Genomic DNA, 25,286 nt, shown 5'->3' on the forward strand with positions numbered 1-25,286 from the left:
ATGAAGTTAGCAGAAATATCCATTAAAAGGCCATCCCTCGTTATCGTATTGTTTACGATTCTTACGTTGGGAGGTTTATTAAGCTACTCCATGATGGGGTACGAGTTGATTCCGAAATTTGAAACCAATATGGTAACTATTTCTACGGTTTATCCGGGGGCTTCACCTTCTGAGGTAGAAACTTCGGTGACCCGAAAGATCGAAGATGCTGTAGGTTCTTTGGAAAACGTAAAAAAGGTAGAATCATCTTCATACGAAAGTTTATCAGTGATCATGGTTCAGTTGAACACAGGTGCTGATGTAAACTATGCTTTGAATGATGCTCAAAGAAAGGTAAATGCTATTTTGGCAGACCTTCCGGAAGATGCAGATCCTCCTTCTTTGCAGAAGTTCTCATTGGATGATCTACCGATCATGACTTTGAGTATTACCAGTAACAAGCTGAATAATAAAGAGCTTTACGACCTTTTAGATAAAAAGATAGAGCCTATTTTTTCCCGTGTAAACGGTGTTGCTCAGGTTGACCTTGTTGGTGGACAGGAAAGAGAAATTCAGGTGAATTTAGATGAAAAGAAATTGCAGGGTTACGGTCTTTCTATTGGAGACGTGCAGCAGGCAATTCTTTCTTCTAACTTAGATTTCCCTACAGGTGCTTTGAAGACCAGAACTTCAAGATCTACCATCAGACTTTCTGGAAAGTATAGAGATGTCAATGAAATGAATAACCTTGTTGTTTCTAATAAAAATGGAGCACAGGTGCGTCTTTCAGATATCGCTACTGTTTTTGACAGCCAAAAAGATGTAGAAAAAGTGGCAAGATTCAATCAGAATTCTACCATTTTGATGCAGGTGAAAAAACAATCTGATGCCAATGCGGTAGCGGTTTCAGAATTGGTTCAGAAAACTATTGCTCAGGTTCAGACAGATTATAAAGTTCAGGCGATCAAAGTAAGTATCGTAGATGACTCTACAGATTTTACGCTTGAAGCAGCAGATCACGTAATTTTCGATTTATTTTTAGCGATTATTTTGGTGGCTATTGTAATGTTGTTATTCCTTCACAATATCAGAAACGCATTTATTGTAATGGTTTCTATTCCGTTGTCTTTGATTGCTACAGTGATCGGAATGTATTTGATGGGATATACTCTAAACTTAATGAGTTTATTAGGACTTTCATTGGTGGTAGGTATTCTTGTGGATGACGCGATCGTAGTTCTAGAAAACGTTTACCGTCACATGGAAATGGGGAAAAGCAGAATTCGTGCAGCGTACGATGGAGCTTCAGAGATTGGATTTACGGTAACAGCGATCACGATGGTAATTGTGGTGGTATTCTTACCTATTGCAATGAGCTCGGGCTTGGTATCTGATATCTTAACTCAGTTCTGTATAACGGTCGTTATTGCAACATTGTTTTCATTATTGGCTTCATTTACTATTATTCCTTGGTTATCTTCAAGATATGGTAAATTGGTTCATTTATCAGGTAAAAATCCTTTTGAGAAATTTATCCTTTGGTTTGAAAAGCAATTGGAGAAATTCACACACTGGATCACAGGAATCTTGGAGTGGGCTTTAAAATCAACTTTAAGAAGAATAATGACCGTAATTGTTACTTTCATTATCCTAATTGCTTCATTTATGTTGGTGGCATTCGGATTTATCGGAGGTGAATTCTTCCCTAAAATGGATAGAGGACAGTTCCTTGTTCAGATGGAATTACCTAAAGATGCTTCTGTAGAAAAAACCAATCAAATAACTCTTGAGGTTGAAAAATATCTTAGAGCAGATAAAGATGTTGTGGATATGATTACAACGGTTGGTCAACAATCGTCAGGTTTTGGTGGTGCACAGGCAACTTTGTATCAGTCAGAAATTCAGGTAATTTTAGTTGATAAATCTGAACGTAATGAAAGTACAGATATTAAATCTGCTAAAATTAAAAGAGCTTTAGAAGAAAAATTCACTGGAGTTGAATTTAAAACAGCGCCAATCGGATTAATGGGAGCAGACAATGCACCAATCGAAATGGTAGTAACGGCTCAGGATAACGAAACAGCAAATAAAGAAGCCAACAGAATTCTAGAATTACTTAAGAAAGTTCCTGGTTCTGTAGATGCTGAATTGTCAACTGACTCAGGAAACCCAGAAGTTCAGGTGAATATCGACAGAGATAAAATGGCTTCTTTAGGTTTAAATCTTTCGAGTGTAGGACAAACGATGCAGACTGCATTTAATGGAAATACAGACGGGAAATTCAGAGCTGGAGAATATGAATATGATATCAACATCCGTTTTGGTGATGCCAACAGACAGTCGATCGAAGATGTAAGAAACTTGATGTTTACAAATCCTCAAGGTGAACAGATCAGATTAAGTCAGTTTGCAGAAGTGAAAATGGGTTCAGGACCAAGTTTGCTAGAACGTAGAGATAAAGCGCCTTCTGTAAAGGTGAAATCTAAAGTTGTGGGTCGTCCTGTAGGAGATGTTGCCAACGAATGGGCAGCGAAGTTTATGGATAACGAAAAAACAAAACCTGCAGGTGTTTCTTATATCTGGAGTGGTGATATGGAAAACCAGACTGAAGGTTTCGGTACTTTAGGAATTGCTTTATTAGCAGCTATTGTATTGGTTTATTTGGTAATGGTTTCATTGTACGACTCGTTTGTATATCCGTTTGTGGTATTGTTCTCAATTCCTTTGGCATTGATCGGAGTAATGGTTATTTTGGCCATCACCGGAAATTCAATTAACATCTTTACGATGTTGGGGATGATTATGTTGATTGGTTTAGTTGCGAAAAACGCGATCATGATCGTCGATTTTGCCAATATGAGAAAAGCTGCAGGAGCAACTACGCATGATGCTTTGATTCAGGCAAACCACGCTCGTCTTCGTCCGATCTTGATGACAACCATTGCGATGATCTTCGGTATGATCCCGATTGCAATTGCAAAAGGAGCAGGAGCGGAGATGAACAATGGTCTTGCTTGGGTAATCATCGGTGGTTTGACATCATCATTATTCCTTACTTTGATCATTGTACCGGTAGTATATTCACTATTCGACTCAATGTTAAGAAGAATGGGTAAACATGAAAAGCCAGACTATGAAGCTGAAATGAAAGCTGATTACGAACATAGAGAACTAAGTGAAGACGGGTTTACCGCAAAACACGTAGATTAATATAACAACCTTTAATTAACCTAAAAGCGCATCAATTTTATTGATGCGCTTTTTTATGTCATTGCGATGAGCGAAGCGAAGAGGCAATCTCAAAAAACTAATCAGAGTATTTGTATTTAAGTAGCAATCTAGGCAATGCTTTATAAAAGTTGGTTCACGCAAAGGCGCAAAATTTTTAATATCAAACCGTTTTAAGGCGCAAGAAAATCGAAGATTTTCGGTAACTTTTTGTAGATTGAATTTTTATCGTAGATAAAATCTTTGCGTCTTAAAAACATTACCTAAATCAAATGCTTTGCGCCTTTGCTATTAACCAAAAACCATAAAAAAGACTTCCGGAATGAACCGAAAGTCTTCATTTATTTTAAAATAACAGATATTATTAATCCACCATTACTTCACCAGACTTTCTAAAGGTAAAATTCCCATAGATATGTCTTCTTGCGAAACGACTTGGCGAATCTGCATTCACCATTTTGATATAGGTATTTCTAGGAACACCAATGTATTCAAACATTTTACCATTCAAGTGCTGAACTTTTAGAATAGATTTCTCCAAATAAAAATCAGTAATGATTGAAGTGGTAATTGTTTCTGTGTATTCTTCTTTGTATTTTTCCTGCGTTTCAGGGTTGATGCTTACCAAAAAATGATAGGCTTCAATCACAGATTTGCTTTTTTCTTCTGCAGCCAGTTTCCCTTCTTCATCATTCACAAATTTATCAGGATGCGTATCTTTCATCACATTTCTGTAAATTGTTTTTAAATCTTTCAAAGTAGCGGTATTGTCTACCTCAAGAAGTTTTCTGTAATCACCTATTTTTTTCATAACGTACAATCCTTATTTCGGGGTGCAAAATTAAGAATTTAAATTGAGAAAACCGTAAGTTTTTGATTATTAATTTGTTTTGTGATAGAAAATAATTTACACTGAATATTTTACATCTACAAAACCTCCCTCTTCAACTCCTCAATTTTCTCCTCAATAAACCCAGTTTTATCCTTCTTCACCTCATTCAAAATTATCTTTTGACTTTCAGGAATTTCAGAATATTTTTCAGCCCAAAGATTAATTTCTATCAATAGTGGTAGTAGATTAATGCCTTTTTCGGTAAGTTTATATAAGACTTTTGCTTTACTGTCAGGATGATCTTGTTTGCTGATGATGCCATTTTCTTCAAGCATCAAAAGACGTGAAGCTAAAATATTTGTCGCTATTTTTTCGTCAGATTTTAGAAATTCTCCGTAAGTACACTGTTTTGCAAACATTAAATCTCTCACAATCAACAACGACCATTTGTCACCCCATACGTCTAATGAGCTGCTGATAGGGCAATCTGATCTCTTTTTTGAATTGGACATAAAATTATTTTTAAATAATTAAATAAAATAACTTGCATTTTGAAAGTAATTTGTAGATTTGTACTTGCAAAACGCAAGCAAATTTATCGAATTAAATTTAAAATACAATGGAAAACATTCTTTTTGATGCTTACAAGAGCAAAAACTTAGATTTTAAAAACCGTATTGTAATGGCTCCAATGACCAGAAGCCGTTCAGATAATCGGGAGAATAAAGCAACTGAACTAACTGCAAAATATTACCAACAAAGAGCTACTGCAGGTTTAATTATTACAGAAGGTACTTTCATCAGTCCCGAAGCGGTCGGTGTAATCAATGTTCCCGCAATCTATAGCCCAGAACAAATCGAAGGTTGGAAACTCACCACAGAAGCAGTTCACAAAGAAGGCTGAAAGATTTTCGCACAGCTTTGGCATACAGGCGCTTATTCTCATCCAGATTTGCATAATGGTAAAAAACCTTTGGCTCCGTCAAACGTAAATCCTCAACAACAAGTTTTTACAGCTAAAGGTTTTCAGCCGAGCGAAGAGCCTCAACCAATGACTACAGAAGACATTAAACAAACCGTAAATGATTTCAAACAGGCAGTTCTTAATGCTTTCGAGGCTGGTTTTGATGGAGTAGAGCTTCATGGTGCAAACGGTTATTTGCTTCAACAGTTTTTTAGCAAAAATTCCAATCTCCGCAGCGATGAATATGGTGGTTCGATAGAAAACAGGGCAAGAATTCTTTTCGAAATTCTCGATACCATTAAAGAAGTAGGAGGTTTAGAAAAAGTAGCAGTTCGTCTAAATCCTTCTCTCAACGGTATCATGGGGATTTTAGTCGACGATGAAACCATTGAACTTTACAACTACATCGTCACTCGTCTCAATGATTACGATTTGGCATATTTGCATTTAATAGAGCCTTTTACAGATGTTTCAGATAATTCTTATGCTATTCAGGAAGTCGCAAAACATTTCCGCAAAATCTACAACGGAACGATCATTATCAACCGTGGTTTCAACAAAGAAACTGCCACAAAAGTCTTACAAGATGGCGACGCAGATTTGGTTTCTTTCGGAACTCCTTTTATTGCCAATCCCGATTTGGTAGAGCGTTTCAAGACCAATGCACCACTCAATCAACCGGATCAGACGACTTTTTACACGCCTGGCGAAAAGGGGTATACAGATTACCCGACTCTTAACAATTAAAAATATTTGGGCGAACGGGCGGGCTTTCCGCTATATCTTTTGTTTCACAAAAGGATGCCGCTGCAATCCCTGTCGCAAACCAAGTCATAACAACATACAACATTTAAAACAAACAAAAAATGAAAACAACAGGTAATACAATATTCATCAGTGGCGGAAGTGCCGGAATTGGTTTAGCTATCGCTAAAAAACTAAACGCAGAAGGCAACAAAATAATCATTAATGGCAGAAACGAAGAACGTCTTCAAAATGCTTTACAACAACTTGATGCCGCTGTAGCAATTCAAGGTGATCTTTCTTTAGAAGCAGATAGATTAAGAATTGTAGAAGATCTAAAAAACAATCATCCTGAAGTAAACATAATTATCAATAATGCAGGAGCTGCATTTGCTTATCTATTAAACGAAACTCAAAACGCACATGAAAAAGCAGCGATTGAAATGAACACCAATTATTTCAGCGTCATTCATTTCACAGAACTTTTGCTCCCTCATTTAGTTCAAAAAACGGAAGCAGCGGTAATCAATATTTCATCAATTGCAGTTTTTGGAAGCCACAAAATGTTGCCGACTTATGGTGCAACAAAAGCAGCTTTACATAGCTACACACTTGCTTTGAGACAAACTTATGAAGAGCAACAGAATGTTCAGATTTACGAAGTGTATCCACCATTAGTAAACACAGATTTCTCAGCAGAAATAGGTGGAGCCAACGGAATTACTCCTTCTGAAGTTGCTGACGAATTGTTTTTGGCACTCGCAAAAAATCAATTTGATGTTCCGGTAGGAGACTCTAAACAGTTTTTTGCAAAAGAATTAGTTTAAAACAAACTAAAAAAAATTCTATATTAGAGATAATAATTAATGTGAAATGTTTGAAAGTCAACTTTTCATCCCAAAGCTTTGGGATTTTATTTCTCATTCTTAAAGTGAAAAAAATACCTTTAAAATTTCATAAAATCACTCCCTTTAGGGGCGGGGGAAATTAATTTTTATGAAATTTTTTAAACACAATTTAAATGTACCAACAGAGAATTTTAACTTTTAAAATATAATCATGGAATTAAAAGGAAAAACAATTCTGATAACAGGCGGAGCTTCAGGAATCGGACTGGAAGCTGCTAAACAGTTTTTAGAAATTGGAGCCAAAGTTATTATTACAGGTAGAAATCAAGTTAAACTTGAGGCAGCAAAAAAACAGTTTCCAACTCTTATTGTCATAAAAAGCGATGTTTCTGTAGCAGAAGATGCAGTATTGCTTTTTGATAAAGTCCTAGTAATAGGTGGAATCGATATTCTATACAATAATGCAGGAGTTGGTGTTCCGGCAATTAACTTAAGAGTTCCAAACGAAAAACATTTTGAAAATGCGGTTTACGAAATGGAAGTCAATTATCTCGGCGTAATTCGTTTAAATAATCTTTTTCTCGAAATGCTTACTTCAAGAAAAGAAAGTGCAATTATCAATACAACTTCAATTCTAAGCTACGTTCCGTCACTTCTCGAAGCAACGTATTCAGCTTCCAAAACGGCATTGGCATTTTACACAAAATCGCTCAGAGAACATCTGCGGATTATCAATAGCAAAGTTAAAATATTTGAGCTGCTTCCTCCAGTAGTTGATACTGAAATGACAGTTTCCAGAACAGACAAAAAAATGACAACGGAAGAGTTGGTAAAAGGTTTGATTTTCGGTTTAAAGAATGATAATTATACAATTCGAGTGGGAGATACAAAATTGGTATACTTTCTCAACAGGTTTTTCCCTAAATTAACATTTGGATTGGTAAATCCTAAGAAATCAGAGCAGTATCTTAAATAAAAATTGAAATTATGAAAGCATTTAGCATCAGTCATTACAATAAAAACAGTGAGCTCCAGCTTGCAGATATGCCCGAACCGATTGTGAGAGAAGATGAGGTTTTAGTTGAAATTTATGCAGCGAGTGTTAATCTTTTAGATTCAAAAATAAAAAGCGGAGAATTTAAACTGATTTTACCTTACAAAATGCCACTTATTTTAGGTCACGATGTTGCTGGAGTGATTATAAAAGTAGGTTCCAGAGTTAAGAACTTCAAAGTTGGAGACGAGATTTATGCAAGACCATCAGATTTTCATATAGGAACTTTTGCCGAATTTATTTCTATCAATGAAAAAGATGTTGCCTTAAAACCTAAAAACTTGACGATGGAAGAAGCAGCCTCAATTCCTTTGGTTGGTTTAACGGCTTGGCAGGCTTTAGTTGAAAAATCGAAGGTTCAAAAAGGTCAGAAAGTTTTTATTCAGGCAGGCTCTGGTGGAGTTGGAACTTTTGCAATACAGTTGGCAAAACATCTCGGTGCAACGGTGGCAACAACAGCCAGTGAAAAAAGTTTTAATTTTTTGAAAAACCTCGGTGCAGATGTACTGATTGATTATAAAACACAAAATTTTGAAGATGTATTAATCGATTATGATGTTGTACTAAACAGCCAAGATTCTAAAACACTTGAAAAATCTTTTGAAGTAGTAAAGTCTCAGGGTAAAATTATCTCGATTTCCGGACCGCCAACTCCTGTTTTTGCAGAAGAATTTAATCTGCCGTGGTATGTGAAATTTGCTACAAAATTATTGAGTAGTAAGGTCAGAAAAATCGCTAAAAAACAAAATATTAATTATTCATTTCTTTTCATGAAAGCCAATGGAAAGCAGTTAGCAGAAATTACAAAAGTGATAGAATCCGGAAAAATAAAACCTGTAATTGATAAAGTTTTTCCTTTCGAAAATACAAATGCAGCGGTAAAATATGTAGAAAGTGGTCGTGCAAAAGGAAAAGTAGTTATCAAAAGGAAATAATATTAAAAAAAGCAGGAGCTTTACAACTCCTGCCTAAATAATTTATTGAACTAAATTTTGTTTATTTTTAAATGTTTCAGCGACTTCTTTTGATGCCTCCACCATCGCAATCAGCGCTTTTTCCGTTTCATCCCAATGACGGGTTTTCAAACCACAATCAGGATTTACCCAAAGTTGCTGTGCAGGAATCACGGCTTGTGCTTTTTTCAGCAATTCTACCATTTCTTCTTTGGATGGAACTCTCGGTGAATGAATATCATAAACTCCCGGTCCGATCTCGTTCGGATATTTGAAATCAGCAAAAGCATTCAACAATTCCATCTGACTTCTGGAGCATTCGATTGTGATGACATCAGCGTCCATATCGGCGATATTTTGGATGATATCATTAAATTCAGAGTAGCACATATGCGTATGAATTTGTGTTGCATCTTCCACACCACTTGCCGAAATTCTAAAAGCTTCAACCGCCCATTTCAGGTAATTTTGCCAGTCAGATCTTCTCAACGGAAGACCTTCACGAATTGCCGGTTCATCAATCTGTATAATTCTGATTCCCGCTTTTTCCAAATCATTGACCTCATCACGAATCGCCAAAGCAATTTGTTTACAAGTCGTTGAACGAGGCTGATCGTCACGTACGAAAGACCATTGAAGAATCGTTACAGGTCCAGTCAACATTCCTTTTACCCATTTTTGAGTTAAAGACTGCGCATATTCCGACCAATAAATCGTCATCGGATTCGGTCTGTGAACATCTCCAAAAATTACCGGAGGTTTCACGCAACGGCTTCCGTAACTTTGAACCCAACCATTTTGTGTAAATGCAAATCCGGCCAACTGTTCGCCGAAATATTCCACCATATCGTTTCTTTCGTATTCTCCGTGTACCAACACATCGATCCCTATTTCTTCCTGCCAACGAATCGTTCTTTCGGTTTCCTGTTTCAATAAAGTATCGTATTGTTCGGCATTCAATTCTCCTTTTTTGAATTTTGAACGCCAGTTTCTCACTTCTTTCGTCTGCGGAAATGAACCAATTGTTGTTGTCGGAAACAAAGGAAGTTGCAACACTTCCTGCTGCGTTTCTTTTCTGATATTGAACGGCGAATTTCTTTGCGCGTCTTCTTTAGTTGTCACATCGACACGGTTTTTCACGCCCTGATTGTGAATTAAGGTTGAGGTTTTACGGTTCTCAATTGCTTTTTTATTTTCAGCTAAAACCTGTAAAGCATTGTAATCCGGATTTTCTGAAGCTAATTTTTTTAAATGAACAATTTCATAGACTTTTTGTTTAGCAAAAGCCAACCATTGCTTGATCTCAGGAGATAAAATTTCTTCGTTTTTTTCAGAATCAAGGTCGAAAGGAGAGTGGAGTAATGAACAAGAGGGAGCAATAAAGATTCTTTCCGAACCAATTTTTTCAACAGCTTTTTTTATAAAACTTAAAGACTGGCTGAGATCATTTTTCCAGATATTTCTTCCGTCAACAATTCCTAATGAAAGACTTAAAGTTTCAGGAATTGTGTTTAAAACTTCATCCAATTGTTCAGGATGACGAACCAGATCAATATGCAAAACATCGATCGGAAGGGTAGTTGCTAATGAAAGATTGTCTTTTAACCCTTCAAAATAAGTCGCAACAATAAACTTTAGTTTTGGGAATTGTTTCCTGATATCAGCATAAATAAACTGATAGGTTTCTTTCGCTTTCTCATTTATATCTAACGCCAAAAATGGCTCATCAAACTGAATATATTCTGCACCGTGATTTTCAAGTTCTTTTAAAATCTGAATATAAACCGGAAGTAAGTTTTGCGCTAGATCTAGTTTATCAAAACCTTCTTCTTTTTCTTTTCCTAATAATAAATAGGTCAGCAAACCGATGATCACAGGTTTTGCATTAATTCCCGCTTGTTTTGCGCTGATGAATTCTTTAATAATTTTATTGGAGAATAATTTAAAATCCTGATTTTTCTGAAATTCAGGAACGATGTAGTGGTAATTGGTATCAAACCATTTCGTCATTTCCATTGCGGTAATATCCAAACCATCTTTCTGAAATCCTCTTGCCATCGCAAAATATAGATCGAGTTCTGATTTTTTGAAAGCAATTTCCTGATAACGTTCCGGAATCGCTCCAACCATTAAAGTCATATCTAAAACCTGATCATAATATGAAAAATCGTTGCAAGGAATAAGGTCAATTCCTGCTTTCTGCTGCAGTTTCCAGTTGCTTTGAGTGATGGTTTTTCCGGCTTCTAATAATTCGTCTAAAACAATTTTGCCTGACCAATATTGCTCGCAGGCTTTTTTGAGTTCTCTGTTGCTACCAATTCGCGGATAGCCAAGAAGGTGTGTTTGCATTTCTTTAAAACTTTTAAATTAAATAATGATTTTAAAAGTTCTTCAGATGCTTCGTAATGCTCTCTTAGAAAGAAATTTTAAGGAATAGAGTAGATACAATAATGACGTAATTTATTCCTTTAATAAAAGGATTGGCTTAAACTTTTTTATTTTTTGACGCAAAGTTTTAATTCAATATTCTTTATATATTAAGAAAGCAAAGAGTTAATCAATAAATTGATTTTATGAAGCTAACGTTAACAATAAGCTTCATCAGCGATTCATCGCTATTCTTTGCTCCTTAAAATAATGCGTTTACAAAAGAAAATCTTTGCGTTTAAAAATTAAAAAAATTAAAATTTAAACCCAAAATACATTCAAAAGTATCATCTGTTGATCCAAAAACTCCAATTCGCGAGAGCATTGATCATTCGGAACAGGCAGGTCTCCTGACTTGTAACAGTTTTTGTCATCCTTCCCGTTTTCACAGTGGATATTCTCGGACAAAAACTTTTGGTGTGTTACTTACAGTTGCGCGACAGTTCGTGATTTTCACACGATTCCCTATTAATTTACTTGAGTAAAACCTTTTCCGTTTGATGAAGTATGTGAAAGAACAATTTCTTTGGTAAAGATAGCGTTAAAGTGAATTGATTGGTTTTAATTTGAAAATAAAGGATATTGTTCTTTTTATTTTAATTATAAAAAATATTTATTCTTTAAATTTGAAAATTATAATCAAAAAAAAAATATTATTCTGTGGAAAGACTCGACGAAAAGGATTTACAAATACTAAGGATCCTCCAAAAAAATGCAAAACTGACCGTAAAAGAGTTAGCTAAAGAAGTAAATCTTTCAACATCACCTGTTTTTGAACGTGTGAAAAGATTAGAACAAGAAGGATATATTAAGCATTATGCAGCCGTTTTGGAAGCTGAAAAACTTAATCGTGGATTTACCGTTTTTTGCCAAATTAAACTCAAAATTCATGACCGTTCCGTAGGAAACCAATTTGTGGAAGATATTCTGCAGATTGATGAGGTGGCAGAATGTTATAATATTTCAGGCGATTTTGATTTCTTACTGAAGGTTCAGGTAAGAGATATGAAGCATTATCAGAATTTTGTTTTTAATAAATTAGGAAGTGTAGATTCTATCGGAAGTACACACAGTACTTTTGTGATGGCGGAAGTGAAGAATATTCATGGAGTGAGTATTTAGAAAGAGGACTATTTACTTTTATTTACATAAATGATTTCCGGTTTTTTACCATCTAAATCTCTTTTTGATCTCCCCAATAATCCAATTTCCATATCATTAGCAGATTCATTTTGAATCTCAGAAGGAGAAACATAAGTATACATTCCATATCCGTGACCTGAAACAATCCAACCTTCAGTTTTTGTTAGATGAATTGTATTAAAATCTCCTGCAGGACCACCGGCGAAAACTGGTCCAAATTCTTTCATCATCACCATAGCTTCATCATTGATATTTTTAACTTTAGTTATATCATCAAATATGATATAAGTTCCGTTTTTAAAAAGAACCCAATCCTGAAATTTAGGGTTTATTGCTAATTTCACATTTTCTATCAATTCTTTATCATTCATTTGTTTTGATTGGCTTTGTTTAGGCTGATTAGTTTTAAAAACAGTTTGATTAATCTCATTATTCCCATTTTTCGGGTTACAAGAAGATATTAAGATTAAAATAGGAATGAAATAAGTGATTTTCATGATTAATTTTTCGTAAAAATAGAACTTAATTTAGAAACAAATAATGAATAATTATTAAAAAAATATTCATTTCAATAATAATTACTCACCTCTATCAAATTCAAATCAGGATCTCTGAAATAAACCGATTTAATCTTTCCGGTTGCCCCAGTTCTTTCTACAATTCCTTCGATGATTTCTATATTTTTCTGTTTTAGTTCTTCTAAAACATCCTCAATATTGGTTTCTGCGATAAAACATAGATCGGCTGAACCTGAAGTTGGGTATTCAGCTTTCGGTTCGAATTCTTTTCCTTTTTGATGAAGATTTATTTTCTGATTTCCGAAGGTCAGTGCTTTTCTGTTGTCTCCAAATATTACAACTTCAAAACCTAAAATGTTGGTGTAGAAATCTATCGTTTTATCAATGTCTGCAACGGTTAAGACAAGATGGTCTATGTTATTTATTTTCATTTTTTAAATTTTAAAACTCCCTTTTCATAAATATATTCAGTATCATTATTTTTAATCTTAATGTCTTCATTTCCGGGTTTTAGCAAAAGAGAATCAGAATCAAACTTAAAATGAATAGCGTTTTTCTTTTCGTAAATTTTAAGAACTTCAGTCATTGAGGTCTCCATATCAAAAGGCTCTAGATCAATGTTTCCAACGTATTTTACAGAATTTTTTTCAAGCAGAAAAACTTCGCCACCGAAAAAATATTCAAAAGCTAATTGACAGACGATGAGTATTTTGTTGTCAGACTTGTTCTTGTAAAAATGAGGTTGGTACAGATATGTATCTCCGCCACCTTGTCCTTTAAAAATGATCTCATTTTTATTATTCAACACCAAAAGTCTTTGTCCGTTATCTTTTTCTGTATCGGGAGCAACGGTTTTGCCATCTACAGGATTATAATATCCCGTTACAAATTTGGTCTGATTGTAAGAATAAGAGCTTATCACCTCAAATCCTTTTATCTTCACATTAGAAATACTATCTGGTTTAAATTCTAAGTAATCAATTTCTGAATCTGAAATTTTCACATCAATATTTACATTTTCTGGTTTAGAACTTTGAACTGATGATGGTTTCTCAGATTCTTTAGTGCAATGAACTAAAGCTAATGAACATAATGAAATTAAGAAGTATCTTTTCATTTTTATTTAATCAATTTTTGTGTTTTTGCAATTTTAAAAGCTGAAAAAATAATTAAAACTGTGTTGGAAAACACTAAATAAAATCCAACTTTAAGCTGATTAAAATCTTCAAGAATGTCAGAACTATAAAAGAGAATCATTGAGGTTATCAAAAATAATATATTCAAGATTCCTAAAATCTTAATCAGTCGAACTCGTTTAAAAAGGGAAAAAACAAGCATGCAAATTGTTGAAATAAAAATAAACAAAAGACTTAACAAGGCATAAAATGATTGATCAGAAAATACCGAAGAATCTAATTTTGTATCCTTATTTACAAAACCTAGATCTAGTAATCCATAAAAACTGTAAGTGAATTTTTCTTTACTTTCCTTAATATTTTCTTTTCGGTCCTCAAGCGATTTTTGCAAAAGTTTTTCGTTGCTATCTTTAGATACATTATTTTGTGGTAAAACGTCTGAAATTACGGGATTCAATTTTTCAATAGATGAGTTTGAACAGGTGCGTAAAAAGGGAAGGCAAAACAATAAAAAGCTTAGTAAAATTAGGGTTCTTAGAGTAAAGATGTTTTTCATTGAGGTTATTTGATCTATTCAGTATCAATATACGTCAGTTTCGCTCCTTTAATAAACTCTTCCAAAGAAATATCTTTCGTAGATTTATCGTTCATCAATTCAAAAAGATAGGTTGAGGTTGTATTTAATCGAATGTCTTTTAGTGAAACTTTAAATCTCTTTGTTTTTATGTTTGAATTAAAAAAAGTCAGTTCAGAAGTATTGCTCAGCTTGATATTATTCACATCAAAAGAAGCTTTCGGGTCTTTCTGAAGCTTCAAAAACCTTTTCTGTGTTTTATCAGTTGACTCATCTAAAAACTTCTGCATTTGATAATCGGTTAAAAGCTGCGGATAAATCAGACCTTCTTTTAAAATTGTAGCCGTGATCTTATCGCCTTTATCATAATAAACTGTCTTATTATCAAACTGTATTACATTATCTTTTACAAGAATTTTACCTACAAATTTTTTATAATTTTTCTTTTTATAATCGGTTTTAAAATGCTCAACGATGGCAGCATCTTTCGTGCTCAATTTTTCATTTTTCTGGGCAAAAAAATTGGAAGAAAGCAATAGTGAAAGACCAATTGTGAATATAAATTTCATAATACTTTTGATTTTTGGATTTAAATATTTAAAGAATATTTTTAAGACGAAGATGCTGTAAAAGCATAATGGTTTTGGCATCTTTTATTTCACCATTATCAATCATAGAAAGGGTTTCATCAAACTGAAGCTGCAAAACTTCGATGTTTTCCCCTTCCTCTTCCAATCCGCCACCTTCGTTTATTTTCATATCATCAGAATATTCGGCGATAAAAAAATGCAGAATTTCTGTAACCGAACCGGGCGACATATAAGCTTCAAATATTTTTTCGACTTTCGAAATTTTATAACCGGTCTCTTCTTCAGTTTCTCTTTTGATGCAGTCCTCGGGATTATCGTTGTCTAAAAGTCCGGCACAAGCTTCAATCAACATTCCGTCCGGATTTCCGTTGATGTACGTAGGAAGACGGAATTGTCTCGTTAAAATTACATTTTTAGTATGCGTGTTGTACAGTAAAATAACGGCTCCGTTTCCTCTGTCATAAGCTTCCCGGCTTTGAGTTTCGGTGTTTCCGTTTTCTTTTTTTATATTGAAAGTTACTTTTTTTAAAGTATACCAGTTATCAGATAAGATCTCTGTTTTCTCGATACTTACATTCGTCTCTTGCATTCTATATTGTATATCTTTTTATTTATTAAATTAATTCTTTCAATGTATTATTGGTTGTCAAGGTTTTGTCTTTTTATTAATTTGTCATTCCGACGAAGGAGGAATCTATTAACTATTAAAAAGATTCTTCATTCCACTTCGTTTCATTCAGAATGACAAGTAATTTATACCAATTAGTATTGAAAATCATTTACTTTTTCAGCAAATCTTCCAAAGCCATTTTCAAATCAGGAAATTGAAATTCAAAACCTGCTTTTATTATTTTTTCTGAAGAAGCTCTAGAACCTTCCAGCAAAGCGTCTGCCAATTCACCAAATATCAATTTTAAAATAAAGGTTGGAACATTCGGCATGAACAAAGGCTTGTTTAAAACATTCGCAATTAATTTCGTCAAACTTTCATTTGTTGTATGTTGTGGCGCTGAAGCATTGTAAGAACCTTCAACTTCTGGATTTTTTAAAGCAAACTCATACATCCTGCAAATATCATCAATATGAATCCACGGCATATATTGTTTTCCGCTTCCAAGTGGCGACCCAATTCCGAATTGTATTGGAATTTTCATTTTTGCTAAAGCACCTTCATTTTTAGAAAGAACAACGGCAGTTCTTATTTTTACCACTCGTTCTGCTACATTTTGTTCTTTAAATTCATCAGCAGCTTTTTCCCAAACCACGACAACTTCACTCAGAAAGTCATTTCCGGGAGCATCGTTTTCAGTGAAAATTTTATCCGTAGTTTTTGTTCCGTAAAAATTAATTCCAGAAGCTGAAATAAAAGATTTTAGCTTTAAATTTTTCTTTTTGAGTGTGTTTAAAATCAATTTTGCAGAATCTACACGACTAGAGATCAATTCTTTTTTTCGGTCTTCTGTCCAGCGTTTTTCAGAAATATTAGCTCCTGCAAGATGAATGATATGGCTTACGTTTTCAAAAGCATTTTCGTCAACAATCTGGTTTTCAAGATCCCATTCAAATTCGTTTTCAGCTTCTTTCTTGCGGGTTAAAAACCGTATAGAATATTGGTTTTCCAGTTTTTTTGAAAGCACTCTTGCAATGGCTCCGCTTGCACCGGTGATTAATACAATTTCTTTCATTACAGTTTTTTAGATTAATTTTTTACAATGAGAACGTAATCTTCTTCAAGAATTTTATAGCCGTGATCGTAAATAAATTTGTATTTCGAACCGTTTTTATACACTTTTATATTGGTAAAATAATTAAAATCAAAACCTAAGCCATCGAGTTTAGATTTTGGAATTTTAGTTTTCCCGTCGATATTTATTTCATTCAGAATGCGGTAGTTTTTACGGAGTTTATTATTCACATTCCGCATCAGGTTGCTCGAATCTTTATTTTGCTTATTGTTGTAAGCATTTCTACAGGCATCATCGCAGAACTTTTTATCAGATCTTCCAATGATTTTTTCGCCGCATTCTATACATTCCATATTTATTAATTTTTCAAATTGTGTCTGTGTCTTTTATGTAAAAGTTGCTTCCATTTTGTACTGTTGGGATAGCTTCTGTGTTTGGTCATATTATTAAAAACCAAAGCCACCAAAAGTAAAATTAAGCAACCCGAAAGAACCGGAGAAAGTACATACCAATATCCCAGTTCAGGAATTTTACCCGTTGAGCTTACTGCAATTAACGCCGTTGCTCCACCGGGTGGATGAAGCGTTTTGGTGTATTGCATAGCAACAATTGAAAAAGCAACAGCAAGTGGTGCAGAAAGCCAGATAATATCAGGAACAATTTTAAAAACGGTAACTCCGATTAATGCTGAAATAACATGACCGCCAACAAGATTTCTAGGCTGAGCGAGCGGACTTTGAATGGCTCCGTAAATTAATACACAAGAGGCTCCGAATGAACCGATTAAAAAGATATTCTCTTGTTTGAATAGATATTGAGACTGCAGAAAAGCGATCAATCCAATTCCGAAAAACGCACCCAGAAAAGACCAAAAATGTTCTTTATAATCAACAAGCGTTTCTTTATAAATGACATATTTTGAAACTCTGAACGTTCTTTTGAAAGTTTTTTTCACAATAAATTTATTTGAGATTTAAAGGTACGAAATATCCGTTTGTAAACGGGTATGAAAATAGGTTGATTGAATTTCTTTAAATGTTATCTTTTGTATTTAGTGAAACCTATTTTCTAGTTTCCCTTTTAATTTCTCAGATTTATCTAATTAACCTGAGTTCAGGAAAAGAAATTCAACAAAATCTTCCACGCAAAGATTTTAATTTTTAAACTTATTATTTTAAGGAGCAAAGAATTGCGACAAAGTCGCTGATGAAGCTTGAATAAAGAGAGTGCTTAATAAAAATCAATTTATTGATTCATCTTTGCTCCTTAAAAATTAGATTTGAGAAAATCAAACTTTGCGTTAAACAAACAACAAATTAAAAATCAGAAGTTCATAGCTATCGCTTAATTCGCATTTAAGTTAATTAGACATTTTTTTTAACATTTCTCATCTGAAAATTTGCGATATCAGTGAGAAAATTATTTTTAAACAGATTTCTAATTTCAATTATTTCTTTTGTCTCTTTTGTAATAAAAAAGACCAAATATTTTTTAATGTCATTTAAAAACATCAATTTTGCGCCATCAATGGGGTGCTGCAAATTGCGGCTGAGATGATACCCGGGAAAATTTTCCACACCTGATTCGGATAATGCCGACGTAGGGATTTTTTGATTTATCATCTCATCATTTAATTTATATAAGTTAATTTGATGCAGGACATTTTACAACAGACAACATGGCAAGAATGGCTTGGTGTCTTCTTTTCAGTTTTTCAGGTTTTATTGGCAAGAAAAAATAATTCGAATAATTATCTTTTCGGTATTGCGGGGATTTCACTAACGCTTTATGTGATGATTCAGTCTAAACTCTACGCAGAGTTTACGCTTAATCTTTACTATTTGGTAATGAGCATTTACGGATGGTTGTACTGGAAATTTGGAAAAAGAAAATCTGAAACAACAATTTCTGAAACGACAAATAATGAAAAATTAATTACCGTAGGAATTGTGATTGGAACCTTTAGTATTTTCTATTTTTTCCTGACGAATTTTACGGATTCTGATGTTCCGATCTTGGATTCTTTAGTCAGTGCTTTTGCATGGGCTGGAATGTGGTTGATGGCTCGTAGAAAAATTGAAAACTGGATTTTGCTTAACATCAGCAACATAATCGCAATTCCGTTATTGATTCACAAAGGACTTTATTTATATGCAGTTTTGACAGCTTTTTTGTTCATCGTTGCAATTTCCGGTTATTTGGAATGGAGGAAAATTATTAAATCTAAATCGGTTGTTATTTAATTAAAATGCTTAAACGAATCGAGAATCTGCTTAATCTGTTAAATCAACGAGAAATAATTAAACGCAAAGTTTTATATTAAAAACACATATTTTAAAGGAGCAAAGATGGCAACTTCGTTGCTGATGAAGCTTGAAAACATACGCTTAGAATCAATTTTAGTGATTATTCTTTGCCTCTTAAATAAATAAAACTTTGCGTTGACAAAATAAGAATTATAAAGTCCCATTTAGATTAAGGAAATTAATCTGTTTAAATATTCAGAAATAGATAAAAGGTATGTTTACACCTAAAGAAATAAGAGAAAAAATGCATGGAGCTTCTGAAGTTCCACAATCAATCATGACTCAGATTCATCATGAAAGATTGCTTCAAATTTGGGTCCCGAAAAGGTATGGCGGATTGGGATTACGATTAAAGGAAGGTTTGCAACTACTTCTTGATTGGTCAAAAATAGATGGAAGTTTAGGTTGGATGCTCACTTTATGTTCGGGTGCTAATTTTTTTTCAAGAAATTTAAAACCCAATATAGCTAAAGAACTTTTTTCCAATTCAAAAACCTGTTTTGGAGGAAGCGGAATGATTGGTGGAACAGCCGAAAAACAAAACGACGGAACTTTTCTTATTAACGGACTTTGGCATTTTGCAACGGGCGCTCCCCATTTAAGTCATTTTACCTTAAACGCAAAATTGACCGAAAACGGAAATCCTTTGCTTGATGAATCGGGAAATGAACTCATCATATCTTTTGTTATTTCTAAAAACCAGGTTGAAATTATTCCGAACTGGAAATCGATGGGAATGAAAGCAACCGGAACGTATTCTTTTAAAGTTGAAAATGTAAAAGTTTCTGAGGATCATAGTTTTATTTATGACGAGTTTTTTACGGATGATGTTTTAGATAAAATTCCGTTTAGGATTTTTGCAGATTTGACATTGTTGGTTAATTATCTTGGAATGGCTTCTCATTTTGTTGAAGAAGCAATTAAAATCCGTCCTCATCTTGATTTAAACTTTTTCGATAAAAAAATAGAAGATGCGCTGGTAAAAGTGATTGAATTTGCCAATGAAATTGAAGGTTTATTAAAAGAATCTGAAACGATAACTCAGGAAAAGCAATCTGAAATTCATGATTATTCTTCAGATTTAGTTGAAAATTTATCACATCAGATTTTGCAGATCTACATTCAGTTAGGAATTAAGGCGAGTCGTACCGATTCTGCGGTCTATCAGGTTTTCTGTGATTATTTTACGTCGACGCAGCATTCTAATTTTAGAAGGGAGTTTGATTATTTTATTTAAAATTCAAACCTTTTTTCTTTAATTATTTTATCAAATTTATGTTCATGGAAGCTTTTTATCTTTATCAGTTTACAATGGATTTTTGTAATTATTTTCTTTAAGCCAATCTTTATATATATTTATATTGGGATCGTTAAGAAATATTGAATATTCCATTCCTAATATGATACAAACAAAAATTAAATATTTTTCTTCAATGTATATAAAATCATACTCATTTAGTATTTGGTAAGGTTTTTCTTCTTTTGAAAAATTTGTGAACATATCTGTTTCTTCATAAACTTTTCTGACATGGTATTCCCAATATTTACCTTTTCCAAAACGAACATAATTTATGATATTTTTAAGCCTTCATTAGTAATAAATTCATAATTCCAATTCTCTATATTTTTAACCTTTTGAGCTAAGGCTTCTATTGCAATCTTTCCTAATAATCTTGATAAAAGTGGATGTTTAGTTGGCGGTTTATTATAAATGGGTATTTTAAAACTAGTAAATTCACCATTTAATATTTTGTTGAAAATTTCTTTTTTTTCAATAACAATTTCTAAATTTTTACCTTTACTTCCAATAATTTCAACTTTACCATTATTTAAGTCTCCAAAAAACCAATTTCATTTGGAATTTTCTTCTTTTTAGTCAAAATGTTATTTCTATTTCTTAAACTTCTAAAGTATGGTAAGTCTAATACGTCCTTTTCTATTTTTGTAGAGAAATAGTTATTACAAGAGTCACATACTATTCCTTTATCGAGAACATTTTTCGTATTACCTAACGATTGGGGAATTATGTGTTCAATGCTTCTCGAATTATCTGAATTTTTATTACAAAATATACAATTCATTTATAGTCATTTTAAATTACTATTAGCATCAAATATAATAAATCAATTACTCAAAAAATGATTTATAAATATATTTCATTCTTACCCGTTTTCAAACGACTACAAATGAATTTAAATAGTTTATAACCGACTAAAGTTTCCAATCTGATGAATCTTTGCAACAGAGATTTGAGAAAATAAGTGAACGTCTCTTATCTAAATTGCTAATCTTAAAAATATAAAGTTATGTCACTAAGAAACAAAGTAACCTTGATCGGTTTCACAGGAAAAGAAGTTGAAACAGTAAACTTCGAAAACGGAGGAATGAAAATTTCAGTTTCATTGGCTACAAATGACCATTACACCAATGCAAAAGGTGAGAAAGTAGAAGAAACACAATGGCACAATCTGGTTGCTTTCGGGAAAACGGCTGAGATTTTTCAGAAATATGTTCCAAAAGGAAAAGAGATTGCCATTGAAGGGAAATTAACGTACAGATCGTACGATGATAAAGATGGTGTGAAAAGATATACTACCGAAATCAGAGTAGATGAACTTCTGCTTTTAGGAGGTAAATAACTTCCGTTTATCAACCTACATTTTGTTTAAGTTCTTTGCTAAGTTTACGCCTTTGCGACCTTAAAAGCAGTGAGTTGTCAAAAAAACTTTGCGCACTTTGCGTTAAAATAATTGTAGGATTAAAACGGAAAAATTAGATAATTGCTAAACTTTAAAATCACAAATAATGAAAATAAAAGTTTTAAAAATCAGAATAGCAGATGAATTTCTGCGTGAAGACCAGAAAGTAATTGATCATTTTCTTGAAAACCATGAAATTATTAAAACCGAAACGGTATTTGTTCATGACGAACAGTTTTGGTCGGTGGTATTGTATTTTAATGATGTAGAATCTGCCATTACTAAGACGATTGTAAAAGATTCTAAAGCTGTAAAATATTCTGCAGAAGACGAAGTTCTAAACAGTGATGAAATAAAAATTCTGGATGCGCTGAAATTGTGGCGTTCCGAGAAAGCAAGAGAGCAAAATCTTCCAACCTATTTTATTGCAACCAATAAAGAACTCGTGTCTGTTGCTAAATATAAACCAGCTAAAAAAGAAGAGTTGCTCGACATCAAAGGTTTCGGCAAACATAAGATTGAAAACTACGGCGAAGAGATTTTAGAAATCTTAGAAAGCGTTTAAAATCAAAAACTAAAACACAAATGATTAAATGAAGGCCGGAGAAATAAAATCTACGGCTTTTTTTATTGATTTAAAAGTCCTTTCAATTCCTTATTTTTGCAATCTAGATTATTTATCAATCATCAATTATCATTTATAATAATGAAGCCAAGCTTAGCAAAAGGAACGAGAGATTTTACATCGCTGGAAGTTTCAAGAAGAAAATACATCATCAATATATTACAAAAGAATTTCGAATTATTCGGATTTCAACCTTTAGAAACCCCAAGTTTTGAAAATCTTTCAACATTGACCGGAAAATACGGAGAAGAAGGAGATCGTCTGATTTTTAAAATTTTAAATTCAAGCATCAACGAAGCTAAAGAGGATAAGAAAACTCAGATGTTGACTGATTTTCAGAAAGCTTTAGATAAACCTTTCAGTGCAGAAAGTCTTACAGATAAAGCGCTTCGTTATGATTTAACGGTACCTTTTGCGAGATTTGTAGCGATGAATCATGGGAAACTGACATTCCCTTACAAACGTTACCAAATTCAGCCGGTTTGGAGAGCAGACCGTCCGCAAAAAGGAAGATTCAGAGAGTTTTATCAGTGTGATGCCGATGTTGTGGGAAGCGAAAGTCTTTGGCAGGAAGTTGATCTGGTTCAATTGTATTTAAAATCTTTTGCTCAGTTAAAAGTTTCAGTAACCATTCATATCAACAACCGAAAGATTCTTTCAGGTTTGGCAGAATATGCCGGAATTACAGATAAGCTGATCGATTTTACCGTTGCTTTAGATAAGCTAGACAAAATCGGGAAGGATGGAGTAGTGAAGGAGCTTTTAGAAAGAAATATTTCTCAGGAATCAATTGATAAATTAGATTTCCTTTTCAATCAGTCGAATGATGCTTTAGAAAATCTTCTTCAGCTGAAAGAAAAATTTGTAGGTAATGAAATCGGTTTGAAAGGTGTTGAAGAACTAGAATTTGTGATCACACAATCTCTAAATTTAGGTGTCGATATTCAGAATCTTGTTTTTGATATTACTTTGGCGCGTGGTTTAGATTATTACACAGGAGCAATTTTTGAAGTGAAAGCAGATGAAGCGCAAATGGGTTCCATCGGTGGTGGTGGAAGATATGATAACCTAACCGAAGTTTTTGGGGTGAAAAATGTTCCCGGAATCGGAATTTCTTTTGGCTTAGACCGAATTTATCTGGTAATGGAAGAGCTTAATCTTTTCCCAGAAGAAGCAGCATCAAATGTTGAATATCTGTTTGCCAACTTTGGTAGAGAAGAAACTTCAGAAGCTTTAAAATTAATCATCCAATTAAGAGAAAAAGGAATTTCCGCAGAGCTGTATCCTGAAAATGCAAAAATCAATAAGCAGTTTACTTACGCTGAAAAGAAAGGAATTAAAAATCTTGTTTTCTTAGGGGAAGAAGAATTGAAAAACAATACGGTTACTTTTAAAAATTTAGAAGCAGGAGAACAGAAAACGGTTTCTTTGGAAGAGTTTCTTAATTCTTAAATTCTTTGCAGGTGAGTACTTTTCACATTTTGAATGGCGATTGTTTAGCCGAAAAATTTCCAAAAAACTTGGAAGGTGAAAGTATTATCTGGAGAGAAGCTTTAATTGATGGACCTGTTTCGGACAATAATTTCTTTGAAAATCGTAAGAGATTTATCGCAGAAAATTACGATTCAGAAAGCGATTATGATGAATTGGTCGTAAAAGAATTTCAGAAAATGCAAAATCTTCCAGAGGGTTCTGATATATTTTTCTGGTTTGAAGACGACTTGTTTTGTCAGGTAAATTTTTGGTTTTTAATTTCGAACTTGAATTTAGGTAAAATAAATATTTTTAGAGTTTTCCCAAAAGACACAGAAAAAGGATTTGCGGAAAGTGAAGAAAATGATTTGCTGGAACTATTTTATTCTGCAAAAGAAATTAATGATACCGAAAGAAAATTAATTTCAAATCTTTGGGCAGATTTCCAACAAAATAAATTATCGAAAGAAGTTTCATCTGAAATTGTAAGAAACCTTGAAGAACTGATTACTGCAAACGAAAATAGGTTTAACGGAACTTTGGAAAATCAAATAAAAGAAATTCAAAAAAATGCAGAAAGCTTTGAAGACGTTTTCAAAACTTTCACCCAAAAATATCCCATTTATGGTTTTGGAGACTTGCAGTTAAAGAAATGCATTGACAAGTTTTCTAGATGATTTTTTAAAAGAAATATTAAGATTATAGTTTTTAGAAAAATAAAGTATAATTCTTGTAGATAAAATATAAAATTCCGGCTCGAAGAACCGGAATTTTTTCTATTATTTATTTATAATAACTGTAGATAAGGAAGGTTTCGAAGATTTTTTTCGTGATTTCCTCCATTCCCAAGGTGCGGTTGGGCTTTTGTCATTCCATAATCCTAATTTCAGATTTCTTGCCTGCTTTTCCAAATCATCATAGCTGTTGTCTTTAGAATATTTTTTGTAATGCCAAGCAAAACCATTTTTTACTAGTTCTTTATTAAGATTTTTTCCGTTTGATAATATAATCTCGGCAAGCAATCTTTTATTGCGATCTTTTTTCCAGCCTGTAGAAAGTTTAACTTTTTTTCCAAAGCATAAATCAGATGCAAACTGTTTTGCATTGTTTCCGAAAGGCTGTTTTTTTTCCGGACAATCAATATGTGAAAGTCTCACTACCTGCGGTTTTCCATCCATTAATATCTCTACAGTATCGCCGTCTTTTACTCCGATTACTTTGTAAGATTTATTTTGTGAAAGTATAATAATTGGAAAGAGAAAGAGAAGAAAAGTTTTATAAATCATTTAAATATAATTACATTATCATTGTTATTCGCTTTCAATAATACCAAAATCTACAGATGAGATTTCTTAAAAAGTATGATCGATTACGATTGCCTCTACATTATTCTTAGTACACGACAGAAAAGCTTAAGTATCTTTTTTGCTGCAAAAGTATCAAAAGAAATGATAAAAAAATCTATTCAAATGGGATGTATTCCATTAATATATTTTACCCATTTTTAA

At 33.2% G+C, this 25,286-nt stretch carries 26 protein-coding genes, 1 pseudogene and 1 riboswitch; of the genes and pseudogenes, 12 read left to right on the top strand and 15 right to left on the bottom strand.

Going from position 1 to position 25,286, the window contains the following annotated elements:
* The gene (locus FDY99_RS19770) at positions 1-3,189 is read left to right on the top strand and encodes an efflux RND transporter permease subunit (RefSeq protein WP_074229199.1); all 3,189 of its coding nucleotides are present in this window, start codon (positions 1-3) and stop codon (positions 3,187-3,189) included.
* Between the two features lie 382 nt (positions 3,190-3,571).
* Here the strand turns inward: FDY99_RS19770 and FDY99_RS19775 are convergent, their stop codons facing one another.
* Together FDY99_RS19775 and FDY99_RS19780 are read right to left on the bottom strand one after the other, a co-directional pair.
* The gene (locus FDY99_RS19775; protein ID WP_139423415.1) at positions 3,572-4,018 is read right to left on the bottom strand and encodes a KTSC domain-containing protein; all 447 of its coding nucleotides are present in this window, start codon (positions 4,016-4,018) and stop codon (positions 3,572-3,574) included.
* Between the two features lie 116 nt (positions 4,019-4,134).
* Positions 4,135-4,551 (bottom strand): winged helix-turn-helix transcriptional regulator, encoded by a 417-nt coding sequence (locus FDY99_RS19780; protein ID WP_139423416.1) that lies wholly within the window; start codon positions 4,549-4,551, stop codon positions 4,135-4,137.
* Positions 4,552-4,658: 107 nt separating this feature from the next.
* Between FDY99_RS19780 and FDY99_RS19785 the strand changes: the two are divergent.
* The 4 genes and pseudogenes from FDY99_RS19785 (at position 4,659) to FDY99_RS19800 (ending at position 8,584) form a co-directional block, all read left to right on the top strand.
* Positions 4,659-5,750, top strand: a pseudogene (locus FDY99_RS19785) (alkene reductase).
* A gap of 119 nt (positions 5,751-5,869) precedes the next feature.
* Positions 5,870-6,574 carry an SDR family oxidoreductase gene (locus FDY99_RS19790; protein WP_139423417.1) on the top strand — a complete coding sequence of 235 codons (705 nt, stop codon included), beginning with the start codon at positions 5,870-5,872 and terminating at the stop codon, positions 6,572-6,574.
* Positions 6,575-6,806: 232 nt separating this feature from the next.
* Positions 6,807-7,571, top strand: a complete 765-nt coding sequence (locus tag FDY99_RS19795) for an SDR family oxidoreductase (protein WP_139423418.1) — start codon at positions 6,807-6,809, stop codon at positions 7,569-7,571.
* Between the two features lie 11 nt (positions 7,572-7,582).
* The gene (locus FDY99_RS19800; protein WP_139423419.1) at positions 7,583-8,584 is read left to right on the top strand and encodes an NADP-dependent oxidoreductase; all 1,002 of its coding nucleotides are present in this window, start codon (positions 7,583-7,585) and stop codon (positions 8,582-8,584) included.
* Positions 8,585-8,626: 42 nt separating this feature from the next.
* Here FDY99_RS19800 and metE read toward each other — a convergent pair whose 3' ends face one another.
* On the bottom strand, positions 8,627-10,951 hold the full coding sequence (gene metE, locus FDY99_RS19805) for a 5-methyltetrahydropteroyltriglutamate--homocysteine S-methyltransferase (protein ID WP_139423420.1): 2,325 nt from the start codon (positions 10,949-10,951) through the stop codon (positions 8,627-8,629).
* Positions 10,952-11,352: 401 nt separating this feature from the next.
* A riboswitch (cobalamin riboswitch) is annotated at positions 11,353-11,536 on the bottom strand.
* Between the two features lie 153 nt (positions 11,537-11,689).
* On the opposite strand from metE, the gene FDY99_RS19810 reads away from it, so the two are divergent.
* Positions 11,690-12,151: an Lrp/AsnC family transcriptional regulator gene (locus FDY99_RS19810; RefSeq protein ID WP_139423421.1), complete on the top strand. Its 462-nt coding sequence runs from the start codon at positions 11,690-11,692 to the stop codon at positions 12,149-12,151.
* An 8-nt stretch (positions 12,152-12,159) separates the two neighbouring features.
* Here FDY99_RS19810 and FDY99_RS19815 read toward each other — a convergent pair whose 3' ends face one another.
* The 10 genes from FDY99_RS19815 to FDY99_RS23760 all read right to left on the bottom strand — a co-directional run bounded on the left by FDY99_RS19815 (position 12,160) and on the right by FDY99_RS23760 (position 18,297).
* Entirely contained in the window at positions 12,160-12,669 is a 510-nt protein-coding gene (locus FDY99_RS19815; protein WP_228448871.1) for a hypothetical protein, read from the bottom strand.
* A 71-nt stretch (positions 12,670-12,740) separates the two neighbouring features.
* Positions 12,741-13,121, bottom strand: coding sequence for a VOC family protein (locus FDY99_RS19820; protein ID WP_139423422.1), 381 nt, complete (start codon positions 13,119-13,121; stop codon positions 12,741-12,743).
* Entirely contained in the window at positions 13,118-13,807 is a 690-nt protein-coding gene (locus tag FDY99_RS19825; protein ID WP_139423423.1) for a hypothetical protein, read from the bottom strand. The genes FDY99_RS19820 and FDY99_RS19825 overlap by 4 nt, the downstream gene beginning before the upstream one ends.
* A gap of 2 nt (positions 13,808-13,809) precedes the next feature.
* Positions 13,810-14,382, bottom strand: coding sequence for a hypothetical protein (locus FDY99_RS19830; protein WP_139423424.1), 573 nt, complete (start codon positions 14,380-14,382; stop codon positions 13,810-13,812).
* Positions 14,383-14,396: 14 nt separating this feature from the next.
* Positions 14,397-14,969: a hypothetical protein gene (locus FDY99_RS19835; RefSeq protein ID WP_139423425.1), complete on the bottom strand. Its 573-nt coding sequence runs from the start codon at positions 14,967-14,969 to the stop codon at positions 14,397-14,399.
* A gap of 28 nt (positions 14,970-14,997) precedes the next feature.
* A complete protein-coding gene (nudK, locus tag FDY99_RS19840; protein WP_139423426.1) occupies positions 14,998-15,579 on the bottom strand; it encodes a GDP-mannose pyrophosphatase NudK in 582 nt (193 codons plus the stop codon).
* Positions 15,580-15,769: 190 nt separating this feature from the next.
* Positions 15,770-16,675 (bottom strand): TIGR01777 family oxidoreductase, encoded by a 906-nt coding sequence (locus tag FDY99_RS19845; RefSeq protein ID WP_139423427.1) that lies wholly within the window; start codon positions 16,673-16,675, stop codon positions 15,770-15,772.
* 14 nt (positions 16,676-16,689) lie between these two features.
* Complete coding sequence (locus FDY99_RS19850) at positions 16,690-17,028, bottom strand: DUF2116 family Zn-ribbon domain-containing protein (RefSeq protein WP_139423428.1); 339 nt, start codon at positions 17,026-17,028, stop codon at positions 16,690-16,692.
* Positions 17,029-17,033: 5 nt separating this feature from the next.
* Complete coding sequence (locus FDY99_RS19855) at positions 17,034-17,630, bottom strand: HPP family protein (RefSeq protein ID WP_139423429.1); 597 nt, start codon at positions 17,628-17,630, stop codon at positions 17,034-17,036.
* A gap of 409 nt (positions 17,631-18,039) precedes the next feature.
* A complete protein-coding gene (locus FDY99_RS23760) occupies positions 18,040-18,297 on the bottom strand; it encodes a hypothetical protein (protein WP_162304117.1) in 258 nt (85 codons plus the stop codon).
* Positions 18,298-18,324: 27 nt separating this feature from the next.
* Here FDY99_RS23760 and pnuC point away from each other — a divergent pair, with 27 nt between their 5' ends.
* Positions 18,325-18,918: a nicotinamide riboside transporter PnuC gene (gene pnuC, locus FDY99_RS19860; RefSeq protein WP_139423430.1), complete on the top strand. Its 594-nt coding sequence runs from the start codon at positions 18,325-18,327 to the stop codon at positions 18,916-18,918.
* A 277-nt stretch (positions 18,919-19,195) separates the two neighbouring features.
* Positions 19,196-20,218 (top strand): acyl-CoA dehydrogenase family protein, encoded by a 1,023-nt coding sequence (locus tag FDY99_RS19865; RefSeq protein WP_139423431.1) that lies wholly within the window; start codon positions 19,196-19,198, stop codon positions 20,216-20,218.
* Between the two features lie 592 nt (positions 20,219-20,810).
* Here FDY99_RS19865 and FDY99_RS23730 read toward each other — a convergent pair.
* Complete coding sequence (locus tag FDY99_RS23730; protein WP_139423432.1) at positions 20,811-21,062, bottom strand: HNH endonuclease; 252 nt, start codon at positions 21,060-21,062, stop codon at positions 20,811-20,813.
* A 225-nt stretch (positions 21,063-21,287) separates the two neighbouring features.
* On the opposite strand from FDY99_RS23730, the gene FDY99_RS19875 reads away from it, so the two are divergent.
* From FDY99_RS19875 to FDY99_RS19890, 4 genes are all read left to right on the top strand, one after another.
* Entirely contained in the window at positions 21,288-21,620 is a 333-nt protein-coding gene (locus tag FDY99_RS19875; protein ID WP_139423433.1) for a single-stranded DNA-binding protein, read from the top strand.
* Positions 21,621-21,786: 166 nt separating this feature from the next.
* Positions 21,787-22,245, top strand: a complete 459-nt coding sequence (locus FDY99_RS19880) for an HRDC domain-containing protein (protein WP_139423434.1) — start codon at positions 21,787-21,789, stop codon at positions 22,243-22,245.
* 141 nt (positions 22,246-22,386) lie between these two features.
* Positions 22,387-23,757 carry a histidine--tRNA ligase gene (gene hisS / locus FDY99_RS19885; RefSeq protein WP_139423435.1) on the top strand — a complete coding sequence of 457 codons (1,371 nt, stop codon included), beginning with the start codon at positions 22,387-22,389 and terminating at the stop codon, positions 23,755-23,757.
* Positions 23,758-23,768: 11 nt separating this feature from the next.
* On the top strand, positions 23,769-24,455 hold the full coding sequence (locus tag FDY99_RS19890) for a DUF1835 domain-containing protein (protein WP_139423436.1): 687 nt from the start codon (positions 23,769-23,771) through the stop codon (positions 24,453-24,455).
* A 102-nt stretch (positions 24,456-24,557) separates the two neighbouring features.
* Here the strand turns inward: FDY99_RS19890 and FDY99_RS19895 are convergent, their stop codons facing one another.
* Positions 24,558-25,064 (bottom strand): thermonuclease family protein, encoded by a 507-nt coding sequence (locus FDY99_RS19895; protein ID WP_139423437.1) that lies wholly within the window; start codon positions 25,062-25,064, stop codon positions 24,558-24,560.
* Between the last annotated feature and the right edge of the window lie 222 nt (positions 25,065-25,286).

The sequence above is a fragment of the Chryseobacterium mulctrae genome (assembly GCF_006175945.1).
In the GTDB taxonomy this organism is placed as follows: Bacteria; Bacteroidota; Bacteroidia; order Flavobacteriales; family Weeksellaceae; genus Chryseobacterium; species Chryseobacterium mulctrae.